At 44.2% G+C, this 18697-nt stretch carries 19 protein-coding genes; 1 reads left to right on the forward strand and 18 read right to left on the reverse strand.

All coding sequences use genetic code 11. The annotated features are described in order from the left end of the window. Nucleotides 1–170: 170 nt before the first annotated feature. The 13 genes from dnaB to ACE4RR_RS16745 all read right to left on the reverse strand — a co-directional run bounded on the left by dnaB (nt 171) and on the right by ACE4RR_RS16745 (nt 12221). Entirely contained in the window at nt 171–1535 is a 1365-nt protein-coding gene (dnaB, locus tag ACE4RR_RS16685) for a replicative DNA helicase (RefSeq protein WP_375536634.1), read from the reverse strand. A 33-nt stretch (nt 1536–1568) separates the two neighbouring features. Beyond that, on the reverse strand, nt 1569–2012 hold the full coding sequence (gene rplI, locus ACE4RR_RS16690) for a 50S ribosomal protein L9 (RefSeq protein ID WP_375536577.1): 444 nt from the start codon (nt 2010–2012) through the stop codon (nt 1569–1571). Continuing rightward, a complete protein-coding gene (locus ACE4RR_RS16695) occupies nt 2009–3979 on the reverse strand; it encodes a DHH family phosphoesterase (protein WP_375536578.1) in 1971 nt (656 codons plus the stop codon). The genes rplI and ACE4RR_RS16695 overlap by 4 nt, the downstream gene beginning before the upstream one ends. Before the next feature lie 11 nt (nt 3980–3990). Then, a complete protein-coding gene (locus tag ACE4RR_RS16700; protein ID WP_375536579.1) occupies nt 3991–4932 on the reverse strand; it encodes a YybS family protein in 942 nt (313 codons plus the stop codon). 405 nt (nt 4933–5337) lie between these two features. Continuing rightward, complete coding sequence (gene rpsR / locus ACE4RR_RS16705; RefSeq protein WP_375536580.1) at nt 5338–5565, reverse strand: 30S ribosomal protein S18; 228 nt, start codon at nt 5563–5565, stop codon at nt 5338–5340. A 66-nt stretch (nt 5566–5631) separates the two neighbouring features. Then, nucleotides 5632–6111, reverse strand: coding sequence for a single-stranded DNA-binding protein (gene ssb / locus ACE4RR_RS16710; RefSeq protein WP_375536581.1), 480 nt, complete (start codon nt 6109–6111; stop codon nt 5632–5634). 27 nt (nt 6112–6138) lie between these two features. Continuing rightward, a complete protein-coding gene (gene rpsF, locus ACE4RR_RS16715) occupies nt 6139–6426 on the reverse strand; it encodes a 30S ribosomal protein S6 (RefSeq protein ID WP_375536582.1) in 288 nt (95 codons plus the stop codon). Nucleotides 6427–6571: 145 nt separating this feature from the next. Then, nucleotides 6572–7282, reverse strand: a complete 711-nt coding sequence (locus ACE4RR_RS16720) for an ABC transporter permease (RefSeq protein ID WP_375536583.1) — start codon at nt 7280–7282, stop codon at nt 6572–6574. Beyond that, on the reverse strand, nt 7279–8127 hold the full coding sequence (locus tag ACE4RR_RS16725; protein ID WP_375536584.1) for an ABC transporter ATP-binding protein: 849 nt from the start codon (nt 8125–8127) through the stop codon (nt 7279–7281). The genes ACE4RR_RS16720 and ACE4RR_RS16725 overlap by 4 nt, the downstream gene beginning before the upstream one ends. A 120-nt stretch (nt 8128–8247) precedes the next feature. Next, nucleotides 8248–9288, reverse strand: coding sequence for a LytTR family transcriptional regulator DNA-binding domain-containing protein (locus ACE4RR_RS16730; protein WP_375536585.1), 1041 nt, complete (start codon nt 9286–9288; stop codon nt 8248–8250). Nucleotides 9289–9402: 114 nt separating this feature from the next. Continuing rightward, a complete protein-coding gene (gene ychF, locus ACE4RR_RS16735) occupies nt 9403–10500 on the reverse strand; it encodes a redox-regulated ATPase YchF (protein ID WP_375536586.1) in 1098 nt (365 codons plus the stop codon). 101 nt (nt 10501–10601) lie between these two features. Next, a complete protein-coding gene (locus ACE4RR_RS16740) occupies nt 10602–10799 on the reverse strand; it encodes a DUF951 domain-containing protein (RefSeq protein WP_375536587.1) in 198 nt (65 codons plus the stop codon). 402 nt (nt 10800–11201) lie between these two features. Further along, nucleotides 11202–12221, reverse strand: coding sequence for a YkvI family membrane protein (locus tag ACE4RR_RS16745; RefSeq protein WP_375536588.1), 1020 nt, complete (start codon nt 12219–12221; stop codon nt 11202–11204). Nucleotides 12222–12320: 99 nt separating this feature from the next. Here ACE4RR_RS16745 and yyaC point away from each other — a divergent pair, with 99 nt between their 5' ends. After that, nucleotides 12321–12980: a spore protease YyaC gene (yyaC, locus tag ACE4RR_RS16750; protein WP_375536589.1), complete on the forward strand. Its 660-nt coding sequence runs from the start codon at nt 12321–12323 to the stop codon at nt 12978–12980. 38 nt (nt 12981–13018) lie between these two features. On the opposite strand, the gene ACE4RR_RS16755 is transcribed toward yyaC, so the two are convergent. From ACE4RR_RS16755 to mnmG, 5 genes are all read right to left on the reverse strand, one after another. Continuing rightward, nucleotides 13019–13867: a ParB/RepB/Spo0J family partition protein gene (locus tag ACE4RR_RS16755; RefSeq protein WP_375536590.1), complete on the reverse strand. Its 849-nt coding sequence runs from the start codon at nt 13865–13867 to the stop codon at nt 13019–13021. Beyond that, nucleotides 13860–14621, reverse strand: a complete 762-nt coding sequence (locus ACE4RR_RS16760) for a ParA family protein (protein WP_375536591.1) — start codon at nt 14619–14621, stop codon at nt 13860–13862. The genes ACE4RR_RS16755 and ACE4RR_RS16760 overlap by 8 nt, the downstream gene beginning before the upstream one ends. 335 nt (nt 14622–14956) lie before the next feature. Then, entirely contained in the window at nt 14957–15805 is an 849-nt protein-coding gene (gene noc, locus ACE4RR_RS16765) for a nucleoid occlusion protein (RefSeq protein ID WP_375536592.1), read from the reverse strand. A 141-nt stretch (nt 15806–15946) separates the two neighbouring features. Next, a complete protein-coding gene (gene rsmG, locus ACE4RR_RS16770; protein WP_375536593.1) occupies nt 15947–16663 on the reverse strand; it encodes a 16S rRNA (guanine(527)-N(7))-methyltransferase RsmG in 717 nt (238 codons plus the stop codon). A 113-nt stretch (nt 16664–16776) separates the two neighbouring features. After that, entirely contained in the window at nt 16777–18666 is a 1890-nt protein-coding gene (mnmG, locus tag ACE4RR_RS16775; protein ID WP_375536635.1) for a tRNA uridine-5-carboxymethylaminomethyl(34) synthesis enzyme MnmG, read from the reverse strand. Nucleotides 18667–18697: the final 31 nt, after the last annotated feature.

Raw genomic sequence — 18697 nt, forward strand, 5'->3', positions numbered from 1 at the left:
AATAGAGGAATAAAAGGGTCCTTTTTTGAACTTCCGTTTTTGTTGGAGATAAAATGCAGGTTTTTCAGCAGCCTCGCTGCTCTTCCCACTGGAGTCTTCGGACTTGTCCCCTGCTATCTTCTATTTAGGTTACTACTTTTTCTATAAAAAGGGGCTTTTGCAACAGCCCCTTACGCTCCAGGCGGCGCCTGGCTTTCATCATGACGTCGATCGAGGTTAACGAATTTGTTATATTCCTTTATGAAGGCCAGTTCTACTGTGCCTACCGGACCGTTACGCTGCTTGGCGAGGATGATTTCAATGATGTTCTGGTTCTCTGCTTCTTGTTCGTAATAATCCTCTCTATACAAAAAAGAAACGATATCCGCATCCTGCTCAATACTTCCGGATTCTCTTAAATCGGACATCATCGGCCGTTTATCCTGCCTGGATTCCACGCCGCGGGAGAGCTGCGAAAGAGCTATAACCGGCACATCAAGTTCTCTTGCAAGTCCTTTTAAGCTTCTCGATATTTCAGATACTTCCTGCTGTCTGCTTTCCCCGCCTTTTGAAGACCCCTGTATCAGCTGCAGGTAATCAATCAAAATCATGCCGATGCCCCGTTCCTGTTTCAAACGGCGGCACTTGGCACGGATGTCATTTACTTTAATACCAGGGGAATCATCAATATATATACCGGCTCCAGAGAGGCTTCCCATTGCCATGGTTAGTTTTTCCCAGTCTTCCTCTTCCAGCGCGCCGGTTCTCATTCTCGTCGCGTCGATGTTTCCTTCAGCACAGAGCATTCTCTGGACGAGCTGAGTTGCTCCCATTTCCAAACTGAAAATCGCCACGTTTTCAGCTGTTTTTGTGGCCACATTTTGTGCAATATTTAAGGCAAAAGCGGTTTTCCCCATTGAAGGCCGTGCTGCGACAATAATCAAGTCGCTTCTCTGAAAACCTGCAGTCATACGATCGAGCTCCGCAAACCCGCTTGAAATGCCAGTTACATCGTTTTCCCGGCTCTGAAGCATTTCAATGTTATCATACGTTTCAATCAATACATCTTTTATGGAAACAAATGCCTGCGAGCTTCTCTGCTGCGCAACTTCCAGAATCGATTTTTCCGCATCATTGAGAATATCCTCTACTTCTTCTTCTGCGGCATAACCTTCAGATGCTATGTCAGTCGCTGCCCGGATCAGCCGGCGGAGCAATGACTTTTCCTGAACCGATCTGCTGTAATAGTCGACGTTGGCAGCTGTTGGCACAGAACCTGCCAGGTCATTTAAGTACGTAATGCCTCCAATTTCTTCGAGCCATTGATGGGTCTGTAAAGAAGACGTGACAGTCACAAGGTCGACCGGACTGCCTTTTTCTCCAAGCTCCAGCATGACACGATAGATGCGCTGGTGGGCCGCCCGGTAAAAGTCTTCGGGCGCCAGCCGTTCAGAGGCCGTGATTAACGATTCTGCTTCTAAGAAAATAGCTCCAAGCACCGCTTGTTCCGCTTCAATATTTTGAGGTGGGGTTCTGTCTGTAAATACTTCACTCATTGGTGCTTCCTGCCTTTCAGGTCGAGCCAATTCCTATTCTTCCTTCACATGTACATCGACAGTCGCCGTTACTTTTGGATGTATTTTTATCGGCACCTTGGTTACCCCTAACGTGCGGATAGGTTCTTTCATTTCAATTTTTCTTTTATCTATTTTTAAATCCATACTTTTCATCGTCTCTGCAATCTGCTTGGTTGAAACTGCTCCAAACAGCCGGCCGGCTTCACCTGCTTTGGCTGATATTTCAACGGTGGTGTTTTCGAGCTTCTCTTTATAGGCCTCTGCTTCAGCCAATTCTTTTTCATATTTTTTTTCGTTGCTTTTTTGTTTTGCTTCAAGATTTTTTAAATTGCCTTTTGTCGCTTCAACGGCAAGGTTGTTGGGGAGCAGGTAGTTTCTTGCATAACCTTCCGACACATTTTTTAATTCGCCTTTTTTACCCTTGCCTTTGACATCTTGTTTGAAAATCACTTTCATTCCTGTGTTCCTCCCTCCAGGTATTCATCAATCGATTCTTTTAATTGAGTTTCTGCTTCTTCATGGGTGGCGTCTGACAGCTGGGTTGCAGCATTTGTCAAATGGCCGCCCCCGTTCATTGCTTCCATGATAAGCTGCACATTCACATCCCCCAGAGAGCGTGCACTGATGCTTACCTTCCCATCCTGTCGAGTTGATATAACAAATGAACCTTTTACGTCATTCATGGTTAACAGCGTATCGGCTGCCTGAGCGATTAAAATTTGATCATACACCTCGTCCTCCGAAGCTACTGCAATGGCCATGCCATCCCGGTACAAAGAAGCTTTTTCAATTAAATGAGAGCGACGGACATATTGCTCGAGATCCTCTTTTAAGAGCATCTGTACAAGTGTGGTGTCCGCACCGTGGGATTTCAAAAACGAAGCGGCATCAAAAGTGCGTGATCCTGTACGGATCGCAAAGCTTTTCGTATCCACAATAATGCCGGCTAATAAAGCTGTTGATTCGAGTACATCCATATTTAATTTCTGTGGTTGATATTCTAACAGTTCTGTTACTAATTCGGAAGTAGAAGAGGCATACGGCTCCATATAAACAAGTACAGGATCTTTAATGAACTCTTCTCCCCGCCTGTGATGATCAAGAACTACGACACGGTCAACAATTTCTGAGAGCTTTGGTTCGATGACAAGCGAAGGTCTATGAGTATCGACAATCACCAGCAGTGTATGCCGAGTGAGCTCCTCCATCGCTTCTTCAGGTGTAATAAACTGTGACCAGAGATCATCATGCTTACCGACTTCTTCCATTAATTTTTTTACGTCAGGATTAATATCATTTGGGTCCACCACAATATAGGCATCGGTGTTATTCACTTCGGCTATCTTATGGACGCCGATCGCCGCCCCAATTGCATCCATATCAGGATTTTTATGCCCCATAATGATTACCTGGTCGCTTTCAAGGACAAAGTCGCGCAGGGCATGCGAAATAACCCGCGCCCTCACCCTTGTTCTTTTTTCAAGAGCATTGGATTTACCGCCGTAAAAACGAACCTTTCCGCTCGTTTCTTTAATTGCAACCTGGTCGCCCCCGCGCCCTAGCGCAAGATCAAGACTCGACTGCGCAAGGCTTCCCAGCTCACGCAGCGGTTCCTCACCGGTGCCGATCCCGATACTCAAGGTTATTGGGACTTTGTCTTTTCCAGTAGTTTCTCTGACTTCATCAAGTATTTCAAACTTTGTCTTTTCAAGCTGCTTCAGTGAACCATGATTCATAACGGCAATAAATCGATCCGGAGCAATGCTTCTCAGCAGCACTTGATGTTCATTCGCCCATGAATTTAAGGCAGAGGTCACATGGCTTTTCAGCCTGCTTTGTAATTGCTCGTCCATCCCCTGCGTCACTTCATCATAGTTATCAAGGTAGACCAGGCCGATGACCGACTGCTCTTCTTCATAAAGCAGCTTTGTCTGGACCGACTCGGTAATATCAAATAAATACAGTAGTCTTTCAGTTTGTCGTAAATAAACAAAGTAGTGGTGATCCTTTAACGTAATCTTCGTCTCCGCTGCCCCTTTTTTTATGGCAGGGATTAAATCAGGTGAAATGCGGTCGAGTGTTTCACCGGTAAATTCTTTAGGCATAAAATTTTTCATAAAGGGGTTGCCCCATTGGATTTGATACTCTTCGTTGTAAAGAATCATTCCGACAGGAAGTTCTGTTACCGCTTCTTCTCCGGCTTTATTCACCCGGTGGGTAAGCGTTCTGATGTATTGCTCAAGATCTCTTTCAAACGCTAATCGGGCCTGAATTACATAAATAAACAACAAAGCAAGCAGGCAGTATCCAAGCAGGCCCAGCTGCCATTGATATACAGTTAAAACACCGATGAAAAGAGCAGCAATAATAAATAATGCCACTACGTGAAAGCCGTGCCATCGTCTCAGTAAAAACTTCGGCATAATGTCAACCCCTACTTCTTGTCAGTTTCCATACGTTTTTTTAAATGGAATCCTAAATCAATTATACCTAAGATTCGAGCGAAAAGGAGAATAATTGGTAAAACTAACCCAGAAATAAGCATAATTATCGGAACAGCTTTGGTGATGGACTTCTTATAGCAATAGTAAAAAACCACACTAAAACCTTGAATAGCCATCGCCGTTTCCAGTAATGGAAAGAGGTTCCAAACGACAATAAATAAAGGGCTTCCCTCTTCTTCCATTCCAATATAAAAGATAATAGATGTAATCAAATAGTACCATAGCAGACTTCTAGGAAAATTCCATTCGCGGAACGGCGGGAAAGGCTCAGCCGGAGTTTTTAGGCGGCGAAGCACGATATGTGCGATGCCCTGGGAAAGACCGGCAAATGCAATCCCGGTAAATGCAATAATCAGCGGTCCCATATAACCGACCTGCGTAATCATTTCATTAAACATGTCGAGATTCTCTGACGGCTCCTGCCCCATTGCTCCGAGCATCGATTCCGCCTGAGTAACAGAATCCCGCATAATATCCTGCATAACTGACAATGGATCAATATCTAAAATAAGGACGGAGCCTGCATAAAGCAAGGTTAAAGCTGAAATATTTGCAATGGAGGTTCCCGCAAGTACCAGGAGCGCTTCTTTTTTCATATGAATTAAGGTTCCAGCTGTCACTCCGCCGGCTCCTGCAAGGAGTGTGAACGGCAGGCCGATACCGGCTCCGATTAAAATTGAAAGCAGCAACGTTACGGTAAACATCAAAAGACCCGGCTTTAAACCATGCCGGACAACGTAAATAATAAAAGGGAGAGGCAGAAACCATAACAGAATGGTTCCTAAAAATGGAATGAACAGAACGAGCAATAGCAGGACTATATATAATCCGCTCAAAACCGCTCCTTCTGTCAAACGTTTTGTTCGTTGCAAAAAGGTCACCTCGTCTAATGAAACACTATAAAGATCCACTTTTATTATCAATCTCTATATGTGTAAAAATGTGAAATTCATTCGTCTATTGTAGCCTATTCACTGCAAAAAAGAAAGGAGTAGCATAAAGCTTCATTCTAACAAAAGACAATGTGGGCATGTTCCCCTCAAAAATACCGATCCGCAAAAATTATGCGAATCGGCTGCATGTGTTTTATTTTTTCGTCTGTCCTGTTTATTTTTCTGCCGGGAGTTTGAAGGCTGAGGATTCCTGGTCAGCAGCATCTTATATGTGAGAGCCTGTGAATTATATCTACTTTACCTTTTTCTGAAGAAATATAAACCTCTTGAAATACAAAAAACCGCCCAGGGCAAATACCCTGAGCGGCGGCTGTATTAATATTATTACTGCTCCTTTACGTAAGGGAGCAGAGCTACATGACGGGAACGCTTGATCGCGCGTGTAAGCTGACGCTGGTACTTAGCGGAAGTACCTGTCACACGGCGAGGCAAGATTTTTCCGCGTTCAGAAACAAACTTCTTCAAAAGCTCTGTGTCTTTATAGTCAATTTTTTTAATTTTATTGACTGTAAAGTAACAGACCTTTCTGCGCTTTCCTCTGCGACGTGCCATCGTTTCAACCTCCTTTTATAAAAATGTTTATGATCGTTTACTTTTTATGATAGGGAAAGGGTGTCCTTAAAATGGCAGATCATCATCCGAGATGTCGATAGGCTTGCCGTCATCGGCGAATGGATCATCATTAAGATTCGAAGAACCTCTGCCTTGATCCTGCTTGCCCTGGTTTTGGTTTCCACCCTGGGAACCATATCCCTGAGAACCGCCGCCTCCAGAAGCATTGCGGGGCTCCAAAAACTGTACGCTTTCAGCTTGAACCTCGACGACGTTAACACGGCGGCCTTCCTGATTTTCATAGCTGCGGCTCTGCAGACGGCCGTCTACGCCGGCCAGGCTGCCTTTATTCAAATAGTTTGCAACATTTTCCGCTTGTTTTCTCCATACCACACAGTTAAGGAAGTCAGCTTCGCGTTCTCCCTGCTGGTTGGTAAACGGACGATTGACAGCAATCCCGAAGTTTGCTACAGCAACGCCATTCGGTGTATATCTCAATTCGGGGTCGCGGGTCAGGCGGCCGACCAGTACAACTCGATTTATCATCGGAACCCCTCCCAATTTTATTGTCGATTAATCTTCATCTTTTACAACTAGATGGCGGATTACATTGTCGTCCATTTTTACGAGACGATCAAATTCGTTTGTGGCCTGAGCGTCGCCCTTAATGTAAGTAACGACATAATAACCGTCTTTAAGATCATTGATCTCATAAGCTAGACGGCGTTTCCCCATTTCATCCACCTTTTCGATCTCCGCTCCATTGTTTGTCAAAACATTGTTGTAACGTTCAATGGTTTCTTTTACACCATTTTCATCCACGCTTGGAGCGATGATATAAAGAACTTCGTATTTACGCATACTGCGTCACCTCCTTTTGGTCTATGGCCCTGTCCATCAGACAGAGCAAGGAGCAAATTCAAAAAAGAAATTTTACTCGCAAGTTATGATTATAGCAGAACGAGCCGGGATTGACAATGTCATTACAGAAAAGAATTCAACACAGTTACTCATCAATGGACCGCTTTCGGAAGACTGCAATAGTCAATACAACTGCAGCGCAGGCCCAGCCGCTGAGTACAGCAAGATACTCTGCAATATCCCGTGCTGCAGCACCGCCCTCGAGCTCCCGCGCTAAAAATTCCAACTGGAAGTTTGGAAGATATTCAAGAAATTGAAGCGCAGAATATTCTTGGATAAACGAGTAATAAATTGACCCCATTCCCAGCACAAATATTACAGGCACAATAACAACAGAAGCTTCCATTAACGATCTTGTCAACAGTCCGAGAATGGTACCAAGCCCAATAAAAAATAAAAGAGATATTCCAAACGCCAGGATAGTCAAAGCGGGATTTGTCATTTCATAATCTAAAATAAAAAGACAGAGAATCATCGTCACAACCGTTAATACGATACTGACAAGACTTTTACCAGCAAGAATATCGATGGTGGAAGCAGGAGACATCATCAGGCCCCGCAGCGTATTTTTCTCTTTTTCCTCTGCAATAATGGCACTTTGCACGAATGTACCCACAGCGGAAAACGTCATATTGATCACGAGAAAATAAATTTCAATGGATACCGTTTCTGAACGGCTGAACATGAGAGCGAACACCAAAGGCATGAGAAGGGTCGTCAACACAAACATGTTTTTCGAAAGGTCCTTGAGATCCTTTTCAAAAATGGCATACATTCTTTTAAAAGAAAGTGTCATACAAGCGCCCTCCCTGTCACATTAACAAATATATCGCCCAGCGTCGGTTCATTTGTCCGCATGGAAATAACTTGATCTTCAGTCATGTACTTATACAGTTCCCCTGCACTTTCCGGACCGTTTTTCATGACAATATTTCCACCATTCTTCAGTTCTACCGTAATCGTGTTGTCAGAAAAGCTGCGCCGCAGACTTTTAGGTTCATCCAGCAGCTTAACCCGGCCATCAAAAAGAAAGGCGACCCTGTCACACAATTCTTCTGCCTCGTTCATATCGTGGGTCGTTAAAAAGATTGTCGTTCCTTTCTCATTTAATTTACGTAATTCTTTATGAATCAGGATGGAGGTAGCTGGATCCAGCGCGGCGGTCGGCTCATCCAGAAACAATAAATCAGGCTCATGCAGCAGTGCTCTGGCTAAAATGACCCTCTGCATCATCCCTTTTGAAAGCTTAGCTGCAGTTTTCTTTTCTTCTCCCTGTAAATTAACTGCTTCGAGCACTTCTTGGATTCGTTTTAAAGGAATTCCGTAGAGAGCACAATAAAGTTTAAGATTTTCATAGATGGAAAGCCGCTGATATAATCCGCTGTTATCCGTCATTACCCCGATCTTTTTAAGGTAACGCGGGCTGTTAATTTTAGCGGCAGAAACGTGAAAGACACTCGCGTTTCCTGTGGTCGGTTCAAGCTGGCCGGTTAAAATTTTAATGGTTGTGGTTTTCCCAGCACCACTCGGTCCAAGAAAGCCAAAAATCTCACCCTTTTTTACAGAAAAATCCATATCCTCCAGAGCGGTCTTATTCGCAAATTCTTTTTTTAAGCCATCAACATGAATAATGTTTTCCATTGCTTTGCTCCTCTTCTGCCTGTTACTCAAGCGGTTTTTTCATCCCCAACAGCATAAAGGAACAGGAGCCGGCCGACATCATATTTTCGATAAAAGGAGCTATGACATTGGTGAGTGGAGCTATTTCAGCCCGAGCATACTTTTCAACTCTGCCATCTTGCTTTTGGAAAGAGGAATTTCTGATTGAACACTGTCTTCCAGCCTTAAGCTGTAACTATTTCTTGTCCAGGTGATAACCTCTCGTACCCTCTGAAGATTCACAATATAGGAACGGTGGCACCGAAAAAAACCAAATGATTGAAGCTTTCCTTCCAAATCGTTAAGTGTGAAAACGCAAGGGAATGATTCTCCACGGATATGGACACTGGACTGTCCATCATGGCTCTCGATATAATCTATTTCAGGAGGATCGAATAGAAGCATTTTATCATTTACTTTTGTCGGTATTTTATGAAAACGAAGCGGCTCTGCTTCTGCTTCCTCCACCATTTCTGCAGACGTATCCTCTATTTCTCGTGTTTCAGGCTTCACGTCGATTGACTGCAGCCCTTTGTCATCCAGGCGGTAAATTCTCTCCGTAAAGATTATGGCACTTTCCATGTTGCTCGTCAGAACTAAAATTCCATTTCCTTTCAATTTCAAGTGCCGGATCAGCTTTACAAAAATTCGTTTTGTTTCAGTATCTACATTCTGGTCCGGCTCTTCTAATATATAAAGACAGGGATCCTGCAATAGCAGTTTGGCCATCTGAAGCCGGCGTATCTTTGAATAAGGCAGGTCCTTTACGCGCGTCTGTTTGTCACCGGTCATTTGAAGATGCTCATAAACCTCAGCTAAAGTTACCTGCGATCCGTACAATCGTTTAAAAAATATCAAGTAATCCTTTACCCGCAGTCGCTCATACACACCATCATCAAGAAATAATATGCCAAGCCCCCGTATCTGAGAGGCTTCTCCCAGCTGCACAGGCTTATCTGCCACCCTGATTTCACCGGCTGCCAAAAATTCTTTACCTGATATAAAATCGAGCAGAATGCGGCGCACCTCTATACTTGAATGTATTGCCACTGCATTTCCTTCCTCGACTTCAAGCTGAAACGCCGGAAAGATTACGGTATCCTGGCGGTGTTTTTCCGCATCTATTATTTTTAATATAGACAAACTACCACCCCCCCACATTGCCTTTTTCTAAATTAATCATACACGAATTTATCCATGCCAAAACAGGAAGAAAAAAAGAAAAACCGTCGTGACAGACGGCCTTTCTTCTTTACACTATACGTTAAATCGAAAATGAACGACGTCTCCGTCCTTCACCACATAGTCCTTCCCTTCGAGACGAACCTTTCCTGCTTCTTTCGCCTGTGCCATTGCCCCGGCTGTTACGAGAGCATCATAGCTGACAACCTCTGCGCGTATAAAGCCTCTTTCAAAATCGGTATGAATAACACCGGCTGCCTGTGGCGCCTTCGTACCGCTGCGGATTGTCCAGGCTCTCACTTCCTGTTCACCAGCAGTAAAATAAGTCTCGAGTCCAAGCAATGAATAGGCTGCCCGAATCAACTGATCAAGACCTGATTCTTCTATACCAAGCTCTTCTAAGAATTCCATTTTCTCTTCTCCGTCGAGCTCTGCAATCTCTGATTCTATTTTTGCACAGACAGTAATGACCTCCGACTCTTCTTCGGCGGCCAGCTGCTTGACCTTTTTCACATATTCATTGTCCTCGCCGAGAAGATCCTCTTCACTTACATTTGCAGCGTACAGTACCGGCTTCATTGTCAGAAGCTGAAAGCCGTGAACAATCTTTTTCTCCGTATCAGTCAGCTCGAGACTGCGGGCCGGCTTTTCCTCTTCAAATGCCGCAATGAGTTTTTTCAATACCTCGTACTCTGCCATGGCGTCCTTGTCTTTTGACTTTGCCAGCTTCGCCACCTTTGCCGCTCTTTTTTCAATCGATTCGAGATCAGCTAGAATCAGCTCGAGATTAATAATTTCAATATCCCGAATCGGGTCTACACTGCCCGACACATGAGTAATATCCCCGTCATCGAAACAGCGGACAACATGGGAGATAGCATCGACCTGGCGTATATGGGAGAGAAATTTATTTCCGAGTCCTTCTCCTTTGCTGGCCCCTTCAACAATACCTGCAATGTCAGTAAACTCGAACGCCGTAGGAATCGTTTTTTTGGGCGACACAAGCTCTGTAAGCTTCTGCAGCCGGAAATCAGGAACTTCTACAATCCCGACGTTTGGATCTATGGTACAAAACGGATAGTTTGCTGATTCCGCTCCAGCCTGAGTAATGGCATTAAATAATGTAGACTTCCCGACATTCGGAAGGCCTACAATGCCTGTTGTTAAAGCCATAAAAATTCACTTCCTTCTAAATGTAAAAAAACAAAAAGAGTTATATCCTTCCCAATTATAGAAAGAAGTAAAGAAAAGCGCAAGCACCCCCGGAAAAATCCTTAATTATTGGCATGCTCCGTAACTTTTTTCATCTTCTTAGTGAATTCCCGGCGCGGGAGCATCACACTATGGCCACAGCCCTGACATTTAATGCGGATATCGGCCCCCATCCGTATTATTTTCCAGCGGTTTTCGCCGCATGGATGCGGTTTTTTCATTTCAACAATGTCATGCAGCTCGTACGGTACTCCCGCCATTTCAGACACCTCGCTTTAATACTGTTGCAAGCTTGTAAATTATATTTATTATCCTATCCTATCCTCTTGAAATAAACAATCACCCAGTCTTCCCAATATCCTTATTTCCAGGGAAATAAAATTTCTCATTTAATTGAGCTTAAGCGAAGCCACCGCCGACTTCTCCGGACAATGGTTCCGTTATCAGCTGAAAAGGAAGCCAAATTCTTTGTCCAGCAGGCAAATAGCGCACCTCATGTCCGCCTCCTATTCAAAAAGAGGGAAATTTGATAGAATACCGGAACTCCTGTCCGCATGCATCTTCCACTCAATATAATTTTTCGCTGTTACAATCGACCGCGTTCCGTGCTCAGTCCCCGCGAAGAGCGTTCACCTGAATTGAAAATGACCTGAAAAATTAATTCATTTTTTATGAGAAATAAAAAAAGGATGAATTAACACCATGATTAATAAGTATAAATTTAAAAATCCATATAACGGGTATAAGAAACCAACAAGGCTTGCAAATCCAAATGTCGTCACTGGCAGCATCAGACTTAAAAGCAGAATGGCCAACATCCACCCCGGCGCAGAAAACATGGGCTGAAGCCGGCTGACCAGGCCGAATAATCCTGAAGCAGCCGTAGTAAATATCGCTGCCCATAAAAGGACAGTCATAATCATCGTCATATACCCGGGGAAGGATTCCATGATTGCAAACAATGGTATTTCATAAAGCAAAATGTCTTCAGCAGCTTTCACGAGAGAAGCGTTATAAAGAAGGGAAACTCCTCCTAGTACAACGCCGCTGCCAACACTAGCGACAATAATTTCCTGCCTGCGCTTTATTTTTTTTCCGGCAGCCGACAACACGGCCACGAGCGGAAGTAAATTCAACGACGTGAAGGTAAAGGCAGCTGTCCAGTTGCTTTGATGATTCCAGCTGCTGACACCAACTGCACTATCCTCGTGGTTGAAAAACCAAAGAAGCACGGCGCCGAGACAGATAATCAAAATTGGCATCAACACTCCATTGATCTCTGTCAAACCCTTGATCCCCCTGGCAGCTGTGAGGATCAACAGCACGAACATGAATAAAATGCCGCTCGAATACGGAATATGAAACATTTCCAGGGCAGCTCCCCCACCAGCTATCATGACACCGGTGGTTGTAAATAAATAAAAAATAATAATGACATCATACCACTTGGACACCTTCGGACCCATCAGTACTGTCAGTACAGCAGAATAATCTTTTGTTTGATGCTGAAAGCTGACGGTCATGACAACATAACAGGAGATGATAAACATGATCATAAACAACACGATAGCAAGTCCGCTCTCATGCCCAAAAAATTGCCAGATTTCTCGTCCTGAAGCATAGCCAGCGCCAATCGTCGTTCCAATTATTAAAAACATCCATTTTAGTCCGTCTGCTATCATTGCTCTCTCCCTTAACTGGAATGTCGATACTTGTCCAATGCGTATAGAAAATAAAAATGGTTCCTATACTGGAACTAGTATGAAAAAGGAGAGACCAATATGCTTGGAAAAAAACCGATTACGGAACGACCAGCCTTTTCCGCGAGAATACATGCTGATCAGCATCGCTCTTATCTAAAGCTCGCATCTTCCTTAAAGGAACTGATACAGACGATTCCTGTTTCACGCGACATTGTGATTGTCTGTATTGGCACAGACCGCTCCACGGGGGACTCCCTGGGGCCGCTGACGGGAACAATGCTTCAAAAAGCACGCTTAAAAAGAGTTCACGTACACGGAACTCTGGCGGCGCCAGTTCACGCCGTTAATTTAGAGGAAACGCTTGCTGATATAGTCCAGAAATACCGAAATCCTTTCCTCATCGCTGTCGATGCCTGCCTCGGGCGTCTAAAAAATGTAGGAACTATCTCCTTGGCTGAGGGGCCGGTCATGCCCGGTGCAGCAATGAATAAGAAGCTTCCTCCTGTCGGAGATGTTCATATTACCGGCATCGTTAATGTAAGCGGTATGATGGAATATTTCGTCCTGCAGAATACAAGGCTGCATATGGTTATGACGATCGCAGAGTGTATTTCTGAAGGATTTATCCATGCAGATAGACAATTATCACTGCGCCAATCCCCTCCTTCTGTTACAACGCTGCCAAAAACGTATTTAACATCTAAAGATGTTTCAAAAAAAGAACCAGTTCGTCCATAGAAAAAAGCGCAAGCGTCCCGGAGTACGCTTGCGCTAAATTATTTTTCCAGAAGATGTAAAATTCTCTCAAGATCATCCTCTGTCATAAATTCTATTTCTATTTTCCCTTTTCGCTTTCCTTTTTTTATAGAAACAGACGTTCCAAAAAAGGAGCGGAGTTCTTCTTCCTTAGACTGAATGAAAACCGAAGGCTTTTTCTTGTCTTTTTCTTTTGTTTCACGTGAAACACTCTTTTGATTCAACAGCTGCACTAATTCTTCTGTCTGTCGGACGTTTAACTCGTCATCGATAATTTTTTCGGCTGCTTTCAGAGCAAGCTCCTGGTTTTTTAAGCCAAGCAGAGCCCGGCCATGCCCCATCGTGATGGATTGATCAAAGACCTTATCCTGAACCGGCTTTGGAAGCTGCAGAAGCCGCATGTGGTTAGCGATATGAGGGCGGCTTTTACCTAGACGTTTGGAAAGCTCATCCTGTGTCAAATTCAAATATGTCATTAATTTTTCGTAGGCTATTGCTTCCTCTATCGCATTTAAATTCTCACGCTGCAGGTTTTCAATAAGAGCTATTTCCATCATTTTTTCATCATCAAGGTCCTTCACTACCGCAGGTACAGTCTCGAGACCGGCTTCCTTAGCTGCTCTAAAACGCCGCTCTCCCGCTACAATTTCGAACCCCTTAATGCTTTTCCGAACGATTAATGGCTGGAGCACACCATGTTTAGATATGGATGTTTTTAATTCATCAATCGCATCGCCGGAGAAGTTTTTTCGAGGCTGGTAAGGATTGGGACGGAGATTTTTCATTTTAATTTCCTTAATGACATCATCCTTACCTCTTGTTTCGTCCGGAAATAGAGCATTTAACCCTCTGCCAAGTCCTTTAGCCACCGGCAACCACTTCCTTTGCTAAGTCTAAATAAACCTCTGCTCCCCTTGATTTTGCATCGTACAAAATAATCGGGAGCCCATGACTTGGTGCTTCACCTAACCGGACATTTCTTGGAATAATCGTTTCAAAAACCTTATCCCTGAAATACTTTTTCACCTCTTCAATCACTTGAATACCGAGGTTTGTCCGCGCATCAAGCATTGTCAACACCACTCCTTCAATGGATAAATGAGTGTTTAAATGCTTTTGTACCAGGCGGACTGTATTTAACAGCTGGCTGAGTCCTTCCAGTGCATAATACTCACATTGAACAGGAATCAGCACAGAGTCGGAAGCCGTCAACGCATTGATAGTCAACAGCCCAAGAGATGGCGGGCAGTCAATAATCATATAATCGTAATCTTTATCAACATTACTCAGCGCCTTTTTCAGACGGACTTCCCTCGAAATGGTCGGAACGAGTTCAATCTCCGCTCCGGAAAGCTGAATGGTGGCAGGAACCACGTCCAGGTTGTCCACGCTCGATGGCCGGATCACCTGTGAGATGTCTGTATCTTCTACCAGCAGGTTGTACACACATTCATCTACGTCCCCTTTTTCTATTCCAGCACCGCTCGTTGCATTTCCCTGCGGATCAATGTCAACAAGTAATACTTTCTTACCTATGTAAGCCAGACAGGCGCTGATATTAACTGAAGTGGTGGTTTTTCCTACTCCGCCCTTCTGGTTGGCGACAGCAATAATTTTTGCCATCGTTACACCTACTTTCCTCTAGCTGCTCTTGTATTCGAATATTTGCTAAATCATTTAGTATATCGCTGTAATTCAGCATGACTTCCTTTTATTCTATCATGTTTTCAGAAAAATTTCGCAAAGGTTTTTTCGACAACTTTATAGGATTTCCGTTTCATAAGACAGGAAAAGATAAAATCTTAATATAGAAATAGGGAAGTTTGTCGTGAGTTAAATGTAAACTTCCTCCTGGTTTATTACTTTATCACCCGGGAAATAAAATCAAAAAAACGCATCCAAAGGAACAACTGCCATTTAGGCAGAAAAAATAGTCTAACATGCTGCTGCACGGTAGACTATTTCTTCGGTATCCGAATCGTAAACTGATAATATTCCTCATGTTCTTCTTCGTCCGTATCAATGGTCATTCCGCTTTTTACGACCATATCAACCGATTGCCGGATTGTGTTCATCGCAAGTCTGGTATCCTTAGAATAATGCTTGCGAGCCGGGCGTTTCTTCTTTGGCTTGTCTTCCTGAAGTGATTTAATACGCTCTTCTGTCTGCTTCACATTCCATTCTTTTTCAATAAGCTCTTCTAAGATTGAAATCTGCTGCGCCTCCTCCTTCACTACCAGGAGGGCACGGGCATGGCGCTCTGTAATCTTTCTTTCCTTTAATGCCTGCTGCACTGGTTCTGTGAGCTGAAGAAGCCTTAATTTATTCGCAACTGTTGATTGTCCTTTACCGAGTCGCTGAGCGAGGCTTTCCTGGGTTAGCCCGTGAAGCTCCAGTAGCCTTGCGTAAGCTGTTGCTTCTTCTATAGCTGTCAGTTCTTCGCGCTGTAAATTTTCAATCAAAGCTACGGAAGCAGTTTGTGTATCATTAAAATCTTTTATAATTGCAGGAATCTGTTCCATTTCAAGGCTCATTACAGCCCGCCAGCGCCGTTCCCCTGCAATAATTTCATATTTTCCGTCCCGCTCACGTACCGTGATTGGCTGCAGCAGACCATGCGTGCGAATTGATTGTGCAAGCTCCGCAATCTTTTCCTCCTGGAAAATCGTACGCGGTTGAAATGGATTGGCGGAAATATCTTGAACTGGCAGCTGCCGGACCTCCTCCTGCGGGTGCTCGTGCTCTTTCCCAGTTTTTTCTTCTTCCTGATCACCAATTCCAAACCATTTCTGAATGGATTGCTTCACTGCCCCACACCACCTTACTTAAAAACTACGGATCTATAATATTCGCCGAATTAGGAGCTGATTCCTTCTTTGACGAAGTGATAAAGGTCGTCATCTGCGTTACATTTTACCATGATCGCAACCATTGTCTACCATTAACCACTACATAATCGGTTTTTTAGAAGGGGTTCCAGGCTTGCGGGGATAGGCTTTCGGCGTTGACTTGATTTTTTCTATTTTTAATATACTCCGTACACTTTTTTCTGCCGGAAGCGTTAAAGAAACTGAGTTGAGCCACTCGCCTCCGAGTATATTACAGGCACGGTCCGCTTCGTTCTTTTCATCGGGGCCTCCTGCACCTTTTAATGCAATAAATATTCCTCCTTTTTTCACAAAAGGGAGACATAATTCTGTGAGCGTCGGCATGCCGGCTACTGCTCTTGCCAGCGCTGCATCATAGCTGTCTCGATGATGTTTATTCCGTGCAAGCAATTCTGCACGTGCGTGAATAAACTGCGCATCCTGCAGGCCGAGTTCTTTGGATAGTTCGGTTAAAAAAGTCATTCTTTTTTTAAGAGAATCAACAATAACCACCTTTAAATGCGGGAAACAGATCTTCAGCGGCAGACTTGGAAAACCGGCACCGGCGCCAATATCAATAATATTCATCGGCTTTTTAAAATCATACGCAGCAGCTGCCGTAATCGAATCATAAAAATGCTTCTCATACACTTCATCTTCATTTGTAATACTGGTTAAATTCATTTTATTGTTCCATTCGATCAACAGCTGATAATAGCTGTCAAACTGCCGCAGCTGATGCTCTGAGAGTTCGACACCAATATCTGCGGCCCAATCTTTAAATTTAAGCTTACTCATATTACACATACTCCTCCAACAAGGATGTTGTTCGGTCGGTTATCAGTCTCACACTTTAACCGGCAGAAAAAAGTCGGAAGGCAAATAAATGGCGCCTCCCGAAAAAGTTTTGTCTATGCTTCTTGTACCTTCGCCATCCTGCCCTGCTCAATATAAACGAGCAATATAGAGATATCTGACGGATTCACGCCGGATACCCTGGAGGCCTGACCGACGGAGAGCGGCCTTACTTCAGCAAGCTTCTGCCTTGCTTCCGTAGCAATTCCGGAGATGGCTTCATAGTCGAGATTTTCCGGTATCCGTTTCTCTTCCATCTTTTTCATCCGTTCCACTTGTTCGAGCTGTTTGGCAATATATCCTTCATATTTTGTCTGAATTTCCACCTGCTCTGCAACATCCGGAGTCAGCGTTTCTTCCCCCGGTACAAATGGGATAATATCGTCATAGCCGAGCTCCGGCCTCTTTAACAGATGTGCTGCAGAAACAGCTTCCTTCATAGGAGAGGACTGTTTCGCCTCGAGCATTTTCTGCAGCTCTTGATCGGGCTTTACGATTGTTTTTTCAAGCCGTTGTTTTTCTTCGGCAATTTTTTCTTTTTTGCGGGAGTAACGCTCAAAACGCTCATCTGATATCAGGCCGATCTCATGCCCAATCTCAGTCAGCCGTAAATCGGCATTATCATGACGCAGCAGCAGGCGGTATTCTGCCCGGGACGTAAGAAGTCTGTAAGGCTCGTTGGTTCCTTTTGTGACTAGATCATCAATCATCACGCCAATATACGCGTCCGAGCGGTCAAGAATGACCCCTTTTTTCCCCTGTGCTTTACAAGCCGCATTAATACCTGCCATTACTCCCTGGCCTGCTGCTTCCTCGTAACCTGACGTGCCATTGATTTGACCGGCAGTGAACAGGTTTTCCACATTTTTTGTCTCGAGCGTCGGCCACAGCTGGGTAGGCACGATTGCATCGTATTCAATCGCATAGCCGGGACGCATCATTCTCACGTTCTCAAGGCCCGGAATTGTTTTTAGCATATTAAATTGAACATCTTCCGGCAGGCTTGTAGAAAGCCCCTGGACATATACCTCTTTTGTGTTTCTTCCTTCTGGCTCAAGAAAGATCTGATGCTTCGGCTTGTCATTAAATCGGACAATTTTATCCTCTATTGATGGACAATAGCGGGGGCCTGTGCCTTCAATCATCCCTGAATACATCGGGGAACGCGTCAAATTGTCATTAATAATTTGATGTGTTGCTTCCCCGGTGTAGGTGAGCCAGCACGGAAGCTGATCAGTAATATACTTGGTGGTTTCATAGGAAAACGCACGAGGTTTGTCATCCCCCGGCTGGATCTCCGTTTTTTCGTAGTCAATACTGCTGCTGTTTACGCGTGGAGGCGTTCCTGTTTTGAAACGGACAAGTTCAAATCCGAGCTTTTTCAAACTGTGTGACAAATTAATGGAGGGCTGCATATTATTAGGGCCACTCTCATAGGCCAATTCGCCGAGAATAATTTTCCCCCGCAGATACGTGCCAGTCGTAACAATGACTGTTTTTCCCTGGTAAGCTGCTCCAGTATTCGTTACAACTCCTTTACAGACGCCGTCCTCTACAAGCAGCTCCTCCACCATGCCCTGGCGGAGAGTAAGGTTTTCTTCTTCTTCAAGTGTGTTTTTCATCTCATGCTGATACATAAACTTATCCGCCTGAGCACGCAGTGCCCGCACTGCTGGGCCTTTTCCTGTATTAAGCATACGCATTTGAATGTGTGTTTTATCAATATTTCGTGCCATTTCTCCACCGAGAGCATCAATTTCACGCACAACAATGCCTTTTGCAGGTCCGCCTACCGACGGGTTACACGGCATAAAAGCTACGGCATCAAGATTTAATGTCAGCATCAGCGTTTTGGATCCCATGCGTGCAGCGGCAAGGCCTGCTTCGACTCCGGCATGACCGGCACCGATGACAATAACGTCGTAGGTTCCGCCTTCATATCTCATCATTTATTCCTCCTTCAATTTCAATAGTTGA

The organism is Alteribacillus sp. HJP-4 (assembly GCF_042139015.1).
Taxonomy (GTDB): Bacteria; Bacillota; Bacilli; order Bacillales; family Marinococcaceae; genus JBHIKY01.